This is a genomic window from Bacillus tianshenii (assembly GCA_020524525.2).
Taxonomy (GTDB): Bacteria; Bacillota; Bacilli; order Bacillales; family Bacillaceae_N; genus Bacillus_AV.
In genome coordinates, this window is sequence record CP129018.1 from 3,233,584 (window position 1) to 3,248,385 (window position 14,802).

Below are 14,802 nucleotides of genomic sequence, written 5' to 3' on the forward strand. Positions count from 1 at the left end.
AAAGAAGGCACCTGAACCTAGGTGCCTTCTTTCTGTTATTGAAGTTCTTCATCTTTAATATAAGCAAGCGGCATTAAAATTGCTTTCGCATCGAGTTCAGCAAGTGGTTCGCCTTTTTTTCACTTTATGCGGAAGATTTGGATTAGCAAGCGCTCCTTTTGCAACACTTACAAAGTCCGCTGCACCTGAACGAATAAGTCGGACAGCTTTTTCAACATCCTCTAATTGACCATTTGCAATAACAGGGACACTGCTGTATACTTCTGCAGCTTTAGCTAAGCTCATCGTTCCTTCACCAAAACTACTTTGCTCACCATCTGCATCCGTTACATGCAAATAATCGATACCACTCTTCCCGAGCATTTCAAAGACGTCTTTCGCTTCTGTCTCTCCGCCTGCCCACTTATGTTCGGCATCATTTACTTTCCCTTGTGAAATTCGAATGCCCACAGGAAACTCTGCTCCAACCGCTTCTTTTACGGTTTGGACAACTTCTATCATAGGTTGTAAACGCTTTGTGATATTACCACCATATTGGTCATCGCGTTCATTTGTATAATCTGTTAAAAATTCATCTAATAGATACCCATTCGCGCCATGAATTTCCACGCCATCAAACCCCGCTGCTTGCGCACGCTTTGCAGCCTCTGCAAAGCTATTGATAACATCATGGATGTCATCAATTGTCATTTCTCGTGGTGTTGGGAACTCCCCTTTTCCACCATAAAATGCTAACTGCTCACCTTTTGGTTTTACTGCTGAAGGCGCTACGGTTTCATTTGTGTAGCGATTATATTGGACGAGTGCTCCTGCATGCATTAGTTGAGCGAAAATTTTACTTCCATGCTGATGGACAGCCTTTACAATCGGTTCCCAGGCTTTTTCTTGCTCACTATCGGCCAAACCAGGCTGGTTCTTATACCCTTGGCTATACGTTTTATCGATATACGTACCTTCTGTGATGATAAGCCCGAATCCGCCTTTCGCGTAACGTACATAATAATCCTTCATACGGTCGTTTGCCCTACCATCATCTTCAGCACTAATCCGTGTCATCGGCGCTACGACATAACGATTATCCACGTTAATTTCATTAACCTGTGCACTTGTAAATAATTTTTCGCTATCTATCACTGAAGACACCCCTTTAAAAATACAATTACCTATACGTATGTCTTTAACCTAAAAAATTACTCACCAAACCCGGCAATCTGTTCCAGGCAGAATAAGCAGGACGGAAACTTCCCACATTAATATTACGGAGGTGGATACATTGCAAGATAACCAACAAGACCGCATCGCTTCTTCTGGTACAAATATTGACGCAGTAAAAAGGCAAAATGAACGCTCTGGCATGAGTTACAACGAAGTAAAAGAGTTACTTGCCAAAACAACCGGCGGCCACGGTACAGAAATATATAGCGACACAAATATTGAAGCTGTTCGAAAGAATGTCCAACAATCAATGTCTCATAAGCATTCCTAATGCCAAAGAGGCTGACTCAAAGCAACAGGGATAAAAACCTGTCTTATGAGTCAACCTCTTCTTTTGTTTACTTAACAACTTTTGGGGTTAAAAAAAGGTAAAAAGAGGTGAAAACATTGTTAGCACTATTCTTTGAGCAATTCGCAAAGCCAAGAGGCTGGTTTGGCTGGATTATTGGCAAAGTGCTTGCAACAAGTAATCAAGACATAAATGAATGGACAATTTCACTCTTGGACATCCAACAAAATGACAATATTCTCGAAATCGGTTATGGACCTGGTAAAGCAATTCAATATATCAATGATTCTTTCCCGACTGTTTTCATTGCTGGCATTGATTATTCAGATGTGATGTTTGAGCAAGCAAAGAATGAAAACCATAAAGGAATTGAAGAAGGAAAAATTGATTTGTATCAAGGAGACGTGAAGGACCTTCCTAACTTCGGATGCAAGTTCAATAAAGTATTTTCAGTTAATAACTATACTCTATGGGAAGACAACATGACGTGCCTTAGAAATATACACGCTATGTTGCAGCCAAAAGGCCAGATCGCCATCACTCTTCAGCCCCGCGCCAAGGGTGCAACAGATAACACGACCGAAAAAGTTGGCGATAAAATTATGAATGATTTAATCATGGCTGGTTTCTCTGACGTTAAATTAAAAATTAAAGAAACAAAACCAACAGATACTGTTTCCGTAATTGGGAAAAAAGATTAATCCCTCTAGGAAATGCGGCCCTTTTTCAATAGCAGAGCCTCCCTTTACTATTTTTCCATAACATTATTCTTTTTGATTATTAAGGGAAATATACAGGACTTTAAGAGGTTTTCAGTTGTTATTTTGTTTTTTAAGTAACTTAAGAACAGCTTTTCAAACACTTAATTATCCATTTATTTACTACAAAAGGTTTGGATTGGACTAAATTTAAAAACCGTGCAAGCCACTCATTGTCAAATTTTCATCTTTGTTTTACGTTTTCTAATAGGTGTTTTTGGGAATGGATCTTGGGTCTACAAAACACTATGCCCCTTAATTTTAGAGGAGGAACACCATGGACAACAAACCAGAGTATCATAATCCCGTTTTTTGGGTATCTGTTATTGTAACCACTGCTTTCGTCATTTGGGGAGCGCTCTCTCCGGATAGCTTATCTAATCAAGCTACGAAATTATTTAATTTTACAACTATTAACTTTGGGTGGTTATACTTAGTATCTGTATTATTCTTTGTGCTCTTTTTACTTTATTTAGCCTTTAGTAAGTATGGCAAGATAAGACTTGGTCATGATGATGAACGGCCGGAGTATTCATTTTTCACGTGGATCGGCATGTTGTTCAGCGCAGGTTTTGGAGTAGGTCTTGTTTTTTGGGGTGTCGCTGAGCCAATGGAACATTTCATGAATCCACCGCTGAAAGAAATGGACCCGCAAACTCCAGAGAGTGCTAGATTAGCAATGAGATATTCTTTCTTTCACTGGGGTGTCCATCAATGGTCAGTCTTTACTGTTGTAGGTCTAGCTCTTGCTTACCTTCAATTTCGTAAGAATCAAAAGAGCTTAATTAGTGAGTCATTCCGCGTATTCTCAAAAACAAACTCGAAACCGAAATTTAGTAAAACAATTGATACACTAGCAGTTATTGCAACTGTTACAGGTGTTGCAACATCACTTGGGCTTGGAATTATGCAGATTAATGGCGGGATGCATTATGTATTTGACACGCCAAATTCTGCTGTCTCTCAAATCGTTATTACGGTTATTCTAACGGTTTTATATACGATATCTTCAACTTCAGGCCTTGATAAAGGAATCAAAATTTTAAGTAATGTGAACTTAGCATTAGCTCTTGGATTAATGCTCCTATTCCTATTCTTAGGTCCAACCGTCTTTATCCTAAATAGCTTAGTTGTTGGAATCGGTGATTATATTCAACATTTCTTTGAAATGAGTCTTCGTCTCACCCCTTATCAAGGCGGAGGAAAGTGGATTCGAGACTGGACAATTTTCTACTGGGCATGGGTCATAGCATGGTCTCCATTCGTCGGCTCATTCGTAGCTCGTGTTTCAAGAGGGCGTACAGTTCGTGAGTTTATCATTGGGACGATGATTATCCCACCAGCTCTTGCTGCAGTTTGGATGGCAATCTTTGGAGGAACAGCCCTCCATATGGACTTATTTAAAGGAACGAAAATTGCTGAAGCTGTTCAGAACGATGTGACAACAGCCTTATTCGAAACATTCTCTTATTTCCCATTTGATACAGTTCTTTCTGTATTGGCAATTACATTGATTTTTACTTTCTTAATCACATCAGCAGACTCTGCAACATTTGTGTTAGGAATGATGACATCAAAAGGGACCCTTCACCCTAATATGCCAGTTAAAATGATTTGGGGTGTCTTACAAGCATCGATTGCAATAGTTTTAATTATTAGCAGTGGTTTACAAGGCTTACAAACTGCTTCACTTGTAACAGCCTTGCCGTTTACGATTATTTTGATCTTTATGTGCTTTTCCATTTATAAATACTTTAAGCAAGAACCTCATATACCAAAACGTCAAAGAGTTAAAAAACATAAAAAGAAAGCAGAAACAGAAGCCGTTGAATAATCAAGAAGCACAACTTCTATCTAGAGGTTGTGCTTTTTATTATTCCTAAATTGTACATATTTTCTATCTTTAATATACATATACGTGTATTACTATATAGATAAAGGGAGGTTTAAAAAATGCCAAAAAATATAGGTAAAACGGATAAGCTGATTCGTATTGTATTAGGTCTTGTACTTCTTTCTTTATTTTTTATTGCGGATTCTGCTGTAAAGTATGTAGGCTTTGTTGGCGTCATTCTGCTTCTTACTTCGTTTATTAACTTCTGCCCTCTTTACACATTATTTGGTCTAAACACATGCAAAAATAAAAGCTGTTAAATGAGAAAAGACGCCTGCATTTTAATGTAGGCGTCTTTCTTCTATTATATAAGTTTTGAATGCAAGGCACAGCTTTGGACCTTTTTCTACCTATATATCTATAATAAATTTCTCTCAATAAATGCATATTGCTTTGCAGAATGTTTCGTTTATCTATATGATGAAACAAGTAACGATTGCCCACAAAAGCTTTCATATTACATATAAAAAGATTTAGAAAGGAGGCACTGCCCTATGCAGACCAATGAAACGGTTGATTTAGAACTTGATGCCGGGCAAAAGAAACGTCTTATTATCTTAATTTGTACGATTCTTGCCTTTTCAGTTATGAACGGTACGATGTTTAACGTAGCCATACCCGATATCTCAGATACTTTTCAATTAAAACCGTCAGAAGTTAGCTGGGTCATGACGGGCTATATCTTAATCTTTTCAATTGGTTCCTTAATGTACGGAAAGCTTGCAGATATCTATCCAATTCGTACATTGTTAACAATTGGAATTGCACTATTTTCTACCGGTGCTTTCATCGGCTTTCTTTCGCCTAACTATGGCACATTAGTTGTTGCACGTGTCTTACAAGCAATCGGAGGAGCAACGATTCCAGCGTTGTCTTTTTTGATCCCGGCACGTTTTTTACCTAAGGAAAGAGGGCGTGTCTTCGGAATTGTTTCTTCAACCGTCGCTTTCGCTTCTGGTATCGGGCCGATTCTCGGTGGCGTTGTAACAAGCCTGTTAAACTGGCGCTTTTTATTCTTACTATCAGTGGCTGCTTCATTTGCGATTCCATTATTCCGCAAATGGCTTCCACAAGAAGAGAAACGTGAAGGAAAGATTGATTATATCGGGGCTGCCTTATTAGCAATTGCTGTCGCGAATTTATTGTTTTTTATTACGACCTTTTTATGGTATACAGCAGTAACTTCTGCAGTATTTATGGGACTATTTGTATGGAGAACCATCTCAGTTGATGAACCATTTATTCAACCTGAAATTTTAAAAAATATACGCTATTCAACAACCGTGTTCACAAGCTTCTTAAGTATTGCTGTGTTATTTGGCTTAATCTTTGTGATTCCGATTATGCTAGCGGACTTATATGGATTCACAGCCTTCCAAATTGGATTGGTGTTATTTCCAGGAGCAATGACCTCTGCTTTTATTGGACAAGTTGGCGGGAAAATTATTGATGAAAAAGGCGGCGTTCCTGTCGTTAAAGCAGCTTTAATGTTAATTGGCACTGGAACTATTCTCATTTCAACCTTCGCAGGCGCTTCTGCATGGGTCATTGCAACGTGCTTGCTTATTTCATACCTTGGCTTTCCGCTTATCCAAAGCTCGACGGCAGATTTACTTTCATCTGTCTTACCCGACAAGCAAAACGGCGTTGGGATCGGTTTATTTAACTTATTAAACTTTCTTGCTGGTGCGCTAAGCAGTGCTATCTTGGGAAAAGTTTTAGACTCCAAATCAGTGGAAATAAGCTTAAATCCGTTATCTGCTAGCGGAGAGAATGTCATCTACAGCAATGTATTTCTCATTCTGACGACAATTGCCGTTATCGCTTTAACAACTTTTACGATTATGTTCATTAAAACCGAACGAAAACACAATCAAGTTCAAAATAACTTTTCTTAAAAGAAAGGGATTAACTCAAAGCTGGTTTTGAGTTAATCCCTTTTTTATTAAAACAAGCGTTTCATACTCTTTTTAACAGACGGCAATTCAATTTTCCCATCTGCAAAATATTTTTTAATCATAAATTTTGTATAATTGGCCGCTTGAGAATATCCGATCTTACCTGGTAATGGCGGGATTTCTTCGATTTCAACATCGATGATGACAGGCTTGCTTGTGAAGGAGGCTTTTTGGAAGGCTGAAACAAGCTCTTCATAATTATGTGCGCGGTAGCCTTCTCCACCACAGCTTTCTGCAAAGGCAGCAAAGTTCATACCACCTAGCTCTGTCACATATTCCAAGTGTCCCATCGCTTCCTGTTCATACTTAATCATTCCGATCTTTTCATTATTTAAGATAACGACGATGATTGGAAGCTTATATTTCACAGCCGTGATGAAATCCTGCATCACCATTGAAAACCCACCGTCTCCACATACTGCAACAACTTGTCGTTCAGGTTCAGCAATTTTCGCGGCAATCGCACCTGGAAGTCCACATCCCATCGTGGCCATTGAGCTTGAAATCACCATTTTATGATGATCCATCTTAAAGTGACGTGCCATCCATACAGTTACATTCCCTACATCAACAGAAAGGATGGCATCTTTTTCAATTGTCTTTTGCAATTGATGAATTACTTGCGGTCCTTGTAAAGGTGCCTCTTGTCTTTCTTCCTGTATTGTCAGTTCATGATTCCATTCCTGCATCTTTTCTTGATACTTCTCAAGGAATGAGCGATCTCGTTTACGACTAATTCGGCCGTTTATCCAATGTAATGTCTGCTTCGCATCACCAACGAGCCCGAGATCAATCGGGTAGCGCTTCCCAATTTGAGTCGGGTCTAAGTCAATTTGCACAGCTCTTGCTTCTTTCGGCAGAAATTCTCGGTATGGAAAGGACGTACCTACCATTATAAGTAAGTCTGTTTCTTGCATGGCATGATAAGAAGGCTTCGTACCAATTTGTCCTAGGTGCCCTAAGCAAGATGGATGAGTATCTGGAATAGCTCCTTTACCCGGCAAGGATACAATAACTGGAGCTCCCGTTACCTCTGTCAGCTCTAATAGTTCTTCACGTGCTTTTAATGCGCCTTTTCCGGCAAGAATAACTGGCCTGTCTGCTGCATCAATCATTTCCACTGCTTTCTCTAAGTCTGATGCAGCCGGTGATAGGTTGATTTTTGGCTTAACAGACGACGTTAGTGGAACTTCAACTTTCATTTCCCGCGCAATAATATCATCAGGCAAAATAAGCACTGAGACACCTTTCTTCGCATATGCTGTCCGAATCGCTTGGTTCATTAAGTCAGGTAGCTGCTCTTCTGATACAACTCGTTTCTTATACACAGCTACATCGTCAAACATTCGTTCAAGGTTTATCTCCTGAAAGGCATCTGTACCAATCAAGTTACTGTCAACTTGACCTACCAGCACTAACACAGGTGCACCATCCGCTTTCGCATCATACAGGCCGTTCATAAGATGAACAGCACCAGGACCTGCAATCGACAGACACACACCAAGCCTACCTGTCAGCTTTCCATATGAAGCAGCAGCAAGCGCCCCGACTTCTTCATGCCTTACTTGAATAAAATTAATATCATCTTTTGCTTTGCGTAAGTCTTCAATTAACTCATTAATCGAATCACCGGGTAGTCCATATACGTGATCTACGCCCCATTCTTTCAATCGATCTACTACAATTTCTCCTGTTCGCTTATTAAACAAAGGAAGACCTCCTATGTGATAGATTCGTTATGTATGTCATTCCCTTCCCACCACAATAAAAACGAGCAATTCCTCATAAGTCAAAAAAGTAGCTAAATAGTCCCTTCTCTTCAAAAAAAGCCCTCTTCCTACACCGGAAAAGGGCTTCATCATGATTAATTAGCTTCTGACGATTGTCGTCGTTGCTCTTCTAATCGTTCATTTATTTTCTTGTATTCTTTACTTGGTGGCATTAGGCTTACAATCACATCACCTGGTTCACCTTTTATATCAATTTCCTGCGTGAAAAATTGTATTTTACCAGATTCCTTCTTAATAAATAACAAGGTTGTTTGCGGTCCGCAATCAGCTAAATAATCTTTGAACCTGTACTTCCCTGTTAGATTTGTTTTGCGAAAGATAAACCCGCTTTCAATTCGCTTATTAAGCTCTTCCCATGAGGAGTCTTTATTAAAGAGAATTCTCCCACCAATTGTATAAACAAGGTCCTCAAGATCATCGCCGTGTTCATTACGCAGACTTAATTGAAATAAGTTGTTGCGCCCGAAAGAAGGAACAAAAGTCGTACAGACAAGCGCATTGTATGAATCAAGCTCTGTAGCAGAGATAATATACTCATATGGGGTCATATCTAGATGATACTCAGTTTGCTCTGATAAAATCTCTCCACGGTATGAAGGTAGACCAGCTTTTCGAGCTGGAAGAAGCCGTTGCCATGAAGAATCAGAAATCAGCACTGGGATTTTCATTTCTTGCAGCACCTTAGCTAACCCTGTACTGAAGCTACTTCCCCCTACAATAATAACGCCTGGTTGTTCATCATTCGCAAGTCCAAGCTTCTTCGCAATAATACTAATTGAAAAGCCATGGGCGCATACTGTTGCAAATACAAGAGCAAATGTAAGTGACATAAGAATTGAAGCATCTTCAAATCCTGAACCGAGCAAGGCACTGGCAAAGTACCCCGCCACAGTGAGCGCCACAATCCCCCGGGGCGCAATCCAGCCAATCAACACTTTTTCTTTGAAGGTCAAATCTGTGCCAATCGTCGATATAAATACGGATAATGGACGTACAACAAATAGCATCAGCAACACAAAAGCAATAATTTCCCAATGAAAAATTTCAAGCAATGTCTTTTGCGTCAATGAAGCCGTCAACATGACAAAAATTGCCGAAATAAGCAAAACGGAAATGTTTTCTTTGAAATGACGCATATCACCAATTGAAGCAATATGCATATTAGCAAGTGTCATTCCCATCGCAGTTACTGCAAGCAGCCCAGTTTCATGTGCTACTTCATCGGCAGCAGTAAAACAAATAATAACAACTGTAAAAACAACAGGTGATTTCAAGTACTCCGGCACATAGCCTTTTTCAAACATCATGCCTATGCCTTTACCCAAAGCATAACCTAAGATAATTGCAAATAATGAAGCAAGGAAGAAAAGAAAGAGACTGCTTATTTTTTCTTCTTCAAGCACTAAAAACTTAATAATTTCATATGCAAAAACAGCAAGCAAAGCGCCGAATGGATCAACAATGATTCCTTCCCACTTTAAAATTTTTGCTGGACGAGGCTTCAGCTTTGCTTGTCGTAATAAAGGCAAAATAACAGTTGGACCTGTTACAATAAACAATCCACCAATGACAAAAGCCACAGCCCAGGATAGTCCGGCAACATAATGAGCAGCCAATGATCCAAGCAGCCATGCCAGCGTTGCACCAAAGGTAACAATTCGAAATACAGGACGACCTAAGCCACGCACTTCCTTCATATCAAGGTTCAAACTGCCCTCAAATAAAATAATCGCAACAGCAACCGAAATAATCGGTTTAAATAAATCTCCAAAGTCTTCTTTTGGATTAATAATTCCAAGAATCGGCCCGGCAAGAAGACCGGCTATGGACATGACAACAATGGCAGGCATACGAAAACGCCAAGCAAGCCACTGTGATCCAACACCAAGGGTTCCAATGACCATAAAGTTAAATAGCATTGAATCCATTCATATCCCCCCTTTATATCGCAACATCTCTTATTGAGATATCTTCTATTATCTTTCTTTACCATTCCATTTTTTACACACTCACAAACCATTTCCCCAAAAAGTTTTTATTTTTTATACAATGATTATATATGTATTATACAAAACCTATGTTAAACAAATAATTATCCTGTGTCGATCAACTTGTTTCGAAACCACTAAAAAAATACACCCACTTTATTTAGTGAGTGTTTCATTTCTATGGTTATATACTTTTTTCGTGTTCCAGCAACCATTTCTTACGGTCAAGGCCCCCGGCATATCCTGTTAATGTTCCGTTAGCACCAATAACACGATGACACGGAATAATGATACTGATTAAGTTTTTACTGTTTGCATTTCCTACTGCCCTGACAGCTTTCTCATTTCCTATATTTGTCGCAAGCTTCTTATAGGACCATACTTCTCCATAAGGAATATCTCTTAACCCATTCCACACTTTCTTTTGGAAATCTGTACCGTCCAAAGCAACTTCTAAATCAAAGGTCTTCCGTTCAGCACGAAAATATTCTTGAAGCTGTTGATAGGCATTCTCCAAAATAAGCGGAGGATTTGCAGCTGAACTTTGCTTCTTTTCTACAAAGTCTACAGATAAAAGAACACTCTCATTCGTACAAATTTCAATTAACCCGATTGGAGAATGTTGATAAGCGTAATATTTCTTCATATTGTGCCCCCTCACACATGCAACTCTCTTCATTATATAAAAAGACAGAAAAAACCCAAGTCATGCATCATAGCAAGACTTGGATCTGATCTCTTATTCTTCTGTTACCTCTTCATCTTCTACAATGACAACACTGCTTGTTTCTGGCTCCCATTCAACCTTTGCTCCAAATGCTTCACTAATAAAACGTAATGGTACTACTGTTCGCTGATTCAAAATATCAGCAGGAGCATCAAGGTTAACTTCTTCACCATTCACATATGCTTTCTTTACCCCAATAACAAGCTTTATTTCAATACCGTCTTTCATGACATACACAGCTCTTTCTTCTTCATTCCATTTTACATCTGCATCTAAAGATTCTGAAATGGCACGGAACGGCACTAATGTACGGCCTTCTTTAATAACAGGAGGTACATCAAAGTTTGGTTGTTTTCCGTTAACGAATGCCTTAATGCCCTTATGGCCTTTTTTCTCCATTAATTTTGCGAGTTTCTTATATCGATCCAGGTTCTCTAAATCTTCTTCTACTGCTTCTTGTTGAGCCTTAACTGCTTCATCTAATTCGCCTGCTTCTTCATAAAATTCCGCAACTGATTCTAGCAGTTCTTCCTTCGCTTCCGTTTCTTCCTTCATTGCCTCAATTTCTTTGCGTAATTGTTCAGCATACAATTTAAGCTCTTCTTTGTTTTCTTTAAATTGCTTTTTAATTAATTCACGTTCTTGTTTAATTTGTTCTTTAAGAGCCTTTTCAGCCTCTTTCTTCTGTTCGTGAAGTTGTTTCTTTTCTTCTTTCAATTTTTCAAGCTCTTCTTTGTTTTCATCTTCTTTCTCTACTTCATCATCGGCTTCTTCTTCATCTTCCTTCTCTACTTCATCATCAGCTTCTTCTTCATCTTCCTTCTCTACTTCATCATCGGCTTCTTCTTCATCCTCCTTCTCTACTTCATCGTCGGCTTCTTCTTCATCTTCCTTCTCTACTTCATCATCGGCTTCTTCTTCATCCTCTTCCTTCTCTATTTCATCATCGGCTTTCTCTTCATCCTCTTTGTCTTCTCTGTCTTTTTGATCTCGATCTTCATGCTTTTCTTTATCTTTTTTGGCGATTAAGTTCTCGTCATTCAAATCTAACGCATAATCTGCACTTGCAACCCCTGGAGATACAGCTAACAACAAAGCTAACGTCAGTAAGATATACTTCTTCATATGATGTTCCCCTCTCTGATTGTGTTTTTTTAATGCAAAATAGACTTATCCTTCCCGAATAAGCCTGTTTAACCTTGTATCGAAGGTTTATTCGGCAGCTGGCTGGCATATCGTAAGAGTTAGCCCCTATAGCTTTGCGTCGCCACCTTTCGATGGGTTTGCCATTATCATCTATTTATAGATATTTTAATATGAACTGATAAATAATTCATGGTCATTAAGTCCTGTTTAAGTGACAAAAAAAGCACCACCCCTTAAAAATAAGAGTGCTGCTTTCAATATTATCTTTTATCCCAAGGTAGGCTCGCTCCAAAGCGGCTTGCAAGCTCTTTGGAATTGTCTCTGCGTTGCTTACGATGTTCTGCCCTAGCTTCCCCACCATCAAATAGCCACTTTTCCTCCTCTGTTTCAGGATATACAGGCGGGACAGGTATAGGTTTATTATCTTCATCAACCGCCACCATTGTTAAAAATGCCGTTGTACATACTCGCCGCTCTCCAGTAAGAAGGTGTTCAGTAACAGCCTTCACAAACACTTCCATTGATGTATTATGTGTCCACGTCACAAATGCCTCGAGGCAAATTGCATCTCCTTCATACACTGGCTGTAAAAAATCAACGGAATCAGTTGAAGCCGTAACAACACTACTTCTGGCATGGCGAGTGGCAGCAATCGCACCGATATCATCAATATACGCCATTAATTTTCCCCCGAATAATGTCCCATGATTATTTGTATCAGGAGGAAGCACATGTGAATTCTTAATTGATAATGAAGCCCGACAAGGTTTTGCTTCCATATTTCAATTCCTCACTTTCATGATCGTACATAGCTTTTATACTTAGTTTATCATAGTTAAAACATTGTTATCCTATTAGACAACTACTTATAACAACTCACTTATTTCCTTCTTTATGTACCCTTTTTGTACCACTCGCATACCTTATTAAAAAATAAGGTGTGTGTAATATTATGTTAGCAAGAGTGAACCTTCCAAAGGATGCCGGGCCTCACGCTAGCTCTAATGTGGAATGGTGGTATTTTTTTACGTTCTTAGATGGTCACAAAGGTAGCAAATTTGCCTTGATGGCTTCTTTTTTCCGAGTTGGAGAATCCGATTGCATTAAAGGGCACTATCTTATTCATTCCTTAATTGACTTAAAAGCAAAAACACAAAAAAATTTTTCAGGAATTGATAAGAAATTGTACCTTCAAATGCTGGGCTTCTACCTTCCAAGCTACTTATTATTTCATCCTTCAAACATGCAGATGTGGAAATTATCCAAGCAACTACTCACAAAGCACCTCCCTCGTCCCCATACTCTCTTGAAGGATATTTCAATCGGAAGAAATCCGACTGAATTGTGTTATGGAGAAGCAAAGCTTTCCTTTCAAGATGAGGAAAAAGGTACATTTCAAGTGAAAATGAAGGCCAAATCAAATTTTATCAATCTAACTTTTACGCCAACTAAGCCCGTTGCCTTAATTGGTGGTGATGGCAAACCAAGTGATCTCTATTATTATTCTTATACACGTAACGATGTAGAAGGCCAAATCAAAAGACGGCATACAATCGAAAACCTTAAAGGCGAAGGATGGTTTGATCATCAATGGGGAAGGGATTATGGGCTACTTAAAGATAGAGGTTGGAATTGGTTTGGTCTCCAACTGGATGATGGCCGAGAATTGCTTATTAGCGAAACACGTTTGATAAAAACAGGGAAAACATCTTCTCACATGGCCAATCTTATCTCCCAGGATGGTTCCCTCCAATTTACAGACAATGTTGCCATTGAACCTCTTTCATACTGGACCAGCTTAAAAACAGGAGCCAAATATCCAATTAATTGGAGAATCCGAATCCCCGCCTTTCAAATGGAAATAAATGTTGAAGCAATTTTTAACGCGCAGGAAATGCCGATTATCGGACCTCTTCAAGCCATTTGGGAAGGAGCTTGTACGGTTATTGGCGATGAAGCATTACCAAATGGGCAACTCGTTAAGTTAAAGGGGAAAAGGATTTACCGAGCTAGTCGGTTATCCTAAAAAATAGGAAGCAGTCCCATACTGCTTCCTTCATTATTCCAGGGAAAGTTCCTTTTTTTTCACGCCGACGTAGGACAACCTTCGAAAGTAAAATACTGCATTCATACAATAACAATAACGGAATAATCACAAGAATTTCAGACAATAAATCGGGCGGTGTAATGACAGCTGCAATTATGACAAGTACAAGATAGGCATATTTCCGTACTTTCTGTAATCGGTATGGATTGATAATTCCTAAGCTTGTCAAAAACATTGTCACAACAGGAAGCTCAAACAAAAGTCCAAATGGCAGGGTCATATTTAATAGAAAACGAAAGAATTTTTCGGTTGTAAAATACGTTTGCATCATCTCTCCTGACAGCTCCATCAGGAAATTAAGCACAATAGGCAAAATCACCACATAACTAAATGCAAAACCGAACACAAATAATAGAAATAATGCTGGAATATAAGCAAGCGTCACCTTTTGTTCATGTGGATAGAGTGCAGGACGAATAAATAACCATAATTGATGTGCTGCGACCGGGATAGTCAGAGCGATTGCACAAACCCCTGCAATCATAAAATACACCCAAAGAATCTCTGTCGGTGCTAAAATGGCAAGCTTTACAGAAAAATGATTAACAATCATTTGATAAATATCTTCCACGAAAATAAATGTTGCAATTAAAAATACGGTAAATGCAAGAAGCACAGTAATTAGCCGTTTTCTTAACTCACCTAAATGATCAACAAGTGACATTGTTCGTTCCATTTTTCTACCCTCACTTTATAAGAAAAAGATGCAAGTTAATCGAAGCCCTTGCACCTTTTTCATTGAAATTACTTATTCTCTTTCTTTTCAGTCTCTTCGTCTGAGACGAGATCTCTTGTTGAATTTTTAAATTCTTTTAATGTATTTCCGAACGCCTTCCCAATTTCTGGAAGCTTGGACGGTCCGAAAATAACAAGCGCAATGACTAGAATTAAGATTAAGCCTGGAATTCCGATATTCGTTAGCATGCAAAT

General features: G+C 38.9%; 13 protein-coding genes, 1 pseudogene and 1 riboswitch. Of the genes and pseudogenes, 6 read left to right on the forward strand and 8 right to left on the reverse strand.

Going from position 1 to position 14,802, the window contains the following annotated elements:
* Positions 1-35: 35 nt before the first annotated feature.
* Positions 36-1,134: pseudogene (locus LC040_16210) on the reverse strand (NADH:flavin oxidoreductase).
* Positions 1,135-1,273: 139 nt separating this feature from the next.
* On the opposite strand from LC040_16210, the gene LC040_16215 reads away from it, so the two are divergent.
* The 5 genes from LC040_16215 to LC040_16235 all read left to right on the forward strand — a co-directional run bounded on the left by LC040_16215 (position 1,274) and on the right by LC040_16235 (position 6,054).
* Complete coding sequence (locus LC040_16215; protein WLR50787.1) at positions 1,274-1,486, forward strand: gamma-type small acid-soluble spore protein; 213 nt, start codon at positions 1,274-1,276, stop codon at positions 1,484-1,486.
* Positions 1,487-1,602: 116 nt separating this feature from the next.
* Positions 1,603-2,205, forward strand: a complete 603-nt coding sequence (locus LC040_16220) for a class I SAM-dependent methyltransferase (GenBank protein ID WLR50788.1) — start codon at positions 1,603-1,605, stop codon at positions 2,203-2,205.
* 334 nt (positions 2,206-2,539) lie between these two features.
* Positions 2,540-4,096, forward strand: coding sequence for a BCCT family transporter (locus tag LC040_16225; protein ID WLR50789.1), 1,557 nt, complete (start codon positions 2,540-2,542; stop codon positions 4,094-4,096).
* 119 nt (positions 4,097-4,215) lie between these two features.
* Positions 4,216-4,416: a DUF2892 domain-containing protein gene (locus LC040_16230; GenBank protein ID WLR50790.1), complete on the forward strand. Its 201-nt coding sequence runs from the start codon at positions 4,216-4,218 to the stop codon at positions 4,414-4,416.
* A 234-nt stretch (positions 4,417-4,650) separates the two neighbouring features.
* The gene (locus tag LC040_16235; protein ID WLR50791.1) at positions 4,651-6,054 is read left to right on the forward strand and encodes an MFS transporter; all 1,404 of its coding nucleotides are present in this window, start codon (positions 4,651-4,653) and stop codon (positions 6,052-6,054) included.
* Positions 6,055-6,101: 47 nt separating this feature from the next.
* On the opposite strand, the gene LC040_16240 is transcribed toward LC040_16235, so the two are convergent.
* The 5 genes from LC040_16240 to LC040_16260 all read right to left on the reverse strand — a co-directional run bounded on the left by LC040_16240 (position 6,102) and on the right by LC040_16260 (position 12,544).
* The gene (locus tag LC040_16240; protein WLR50792.1) at positions 6,102-7,823 is read right to left on the reverse strand and encodes a pyruvate oxidase; all 1,722 of its coding nucleotides are present in this window, start codon (positions 7,821-7,823) and stop codon (positions 6,102-6,104) included.
* A gap of 155 nt (positions 7,824-7,978) precedes the next feature.
* Entirely contained in the window at positions 7,979-9,832 is a 1,854-nt protein-coding gene (locus tag LC040_16245) for a sodium:proton antiporter (protein ID WLR50793.1), read from the reverse strand.
* A 244-nt stretch (positions 9,833-10,076) separates the two neighbouring features.
* Positions 10,077-10,538, reverse strand: coding sequence for a methylated-DNA--[protein]-cysteine S-methyltransferase (locus tag LC040_16250; GenBank protein ID WLR50794.1), 462 nt, complete (start codon positions 10,536-10,538; stop codon positions 10,077-10,079).
* Positions 10,539-10,631: 93 nt separating this feature from the next.
* The gene (locus LC040_16255; GenBank protein WLR50795.1) at positions 10,632-11,744 is read right to left on the reverse strand and encodes a stalk domain-containing protein; all 1,113 of its coding nucleotides are present in this window, start codon (positions 11,742-11,744) and stop codon (positions 10,632-10,634) included.
* A gap of 90 nt (positions 11,745-11,834) precedes the next feature.
* A riboswitch (cyclic di-GMP riboswitch) is annotated at positions 11,835-11,917 on the reverse strand.
* A 108-nt stretch (positions 11,918-12,025) separates the two neighbouring features.
* A complete protein-coding gene (locus tag LC040_16260) occupies positions 12,026-12,544 on the reverse strand; it encodes an acyl-CoA thioesterase (protein WLR50796.1) in 519 nt (172 codons plus the stop codon).
* A 173-nt stretch (positions 12,545-12,717) separates the two neighbouring features.
* Between LC040_16260 and LC040_16265 the strand changes: the two genes are divergently transcribed.
* On the forward strand, positions 12,718-13,791 hold the full coding sequence (locus LC040_16265; protein WLR50797.1) for a lipocalin family protein: 1,074 nt from the start codon (positions 12,718-12,720) through the stop codon (positions 13,789-13,791).
* On the opposite strand, the gene tatC is transcribed toward LC040_16265, so the two are convergent.
* Both tatC and LC040_16275 read right to left on the reverse strand, forming a co-directional pair.
* A complete protein-coding gene (gene tatC / locus LC040_16270) occupies positions 13,775-14,548 on the reverse strand; it encodes a twin-arginine translocase subunit TatC (GenBank protein WLR50798.1) in 774 nt (257 codons plus the stop codon). The two genes, LC040_16265 and tatC, sit on opposite strands and share 17 nt — an antisense overlap.
* Positions 14,549-14,616: 68 nt before the next feature.
* The gene (locus LC040_16275) at positions 14,617-14,796 is read right to left on the reverse strand and encodes a twin-arginine translocase TatA/TatE family subunit (protein ID WLR50799.1); all 180 of its coding nucleotides are present in this window, start codon (positions 14,794-14,796) and stop codon (positions 14,617-14,619) included.
* Positions 14,797-14,802 lie beyond the last annotated feature (6 nt).

What these genes read in the sequence shown, in the direction of transcription:
- LC040_16225 (WLR50789.1), top strand. Translation starts at nt 2,540, where the DNA reads ATGGACAACAAACCAGAGTATCATAATCCCGTTTTTTGGGTATCTGTT.
- LC040_16230 (WLR50790.1), top strand. Translation starts at nt 4,216, where the DNA reads ATGCCAAAAAATATAGGTAAAACGGATAAGCTGATTCGTATTGTATTA.
- LC040_16235 (WLR50791.1), top strand. Translation starts at nt 4,651, where the DNA reads ATGCAGACCAATGAAACGGTTGATTTAGAACTTGATGCCGGGCAAAAG.
- LC040_16245 (WLR50793.1), bottom strand. Translation starts at nt 9,832, where the DNA reads ATGGATTCAATGCTATTTAACTTTATGGTCATTGGAACCCTTGGTGTT.
- LC040_16250 (WLR50794.1), bottom strand. Translation starts at nt 10,538, where the DNA reads ATGAAGAAATATTACGCTTATCAACATTCTCCAATCGGGTTAATTGAA.
- LC040_16255 (WLR50795.1), bottom strand. Translation starts at nt 11,744, where the DNA reads ATGAAGAAGTATATCTTACTGACGTTAGCTTTGTTGTTAGCTGTATCT.
- LC040_16260 (WLR50796.1), bottom strand. Translation starts at nt 12,544, where the DNA reads ATGGAAGCAAAACCTTGTCGGGCTTCATTATCAATTAAGAATTCACAT.
- LC040_16265 (WLR50797.1), top strand. Translation starts at nt 12,718, where the DNA reads ATGTTAGCAAGAGTGAACCTTCCAAAGGATGCCGGGCCTCACGCTAGC.
- tatC (WLR50798.1), bottom strand. Translation starts at nt 14,548, where the DNA reads ATGGAACGAACAATGTCACTTGTTGATCATTTAGGTGAGTTAAGAAAA.
- LC040_16275 (WLR50799.1), bottom strand. Translation starts at nt 14,796, where the DNA reads ATGCTAACGAATATCGGAATTCCAGGCTTAATCTTAATTCTAGTCATT.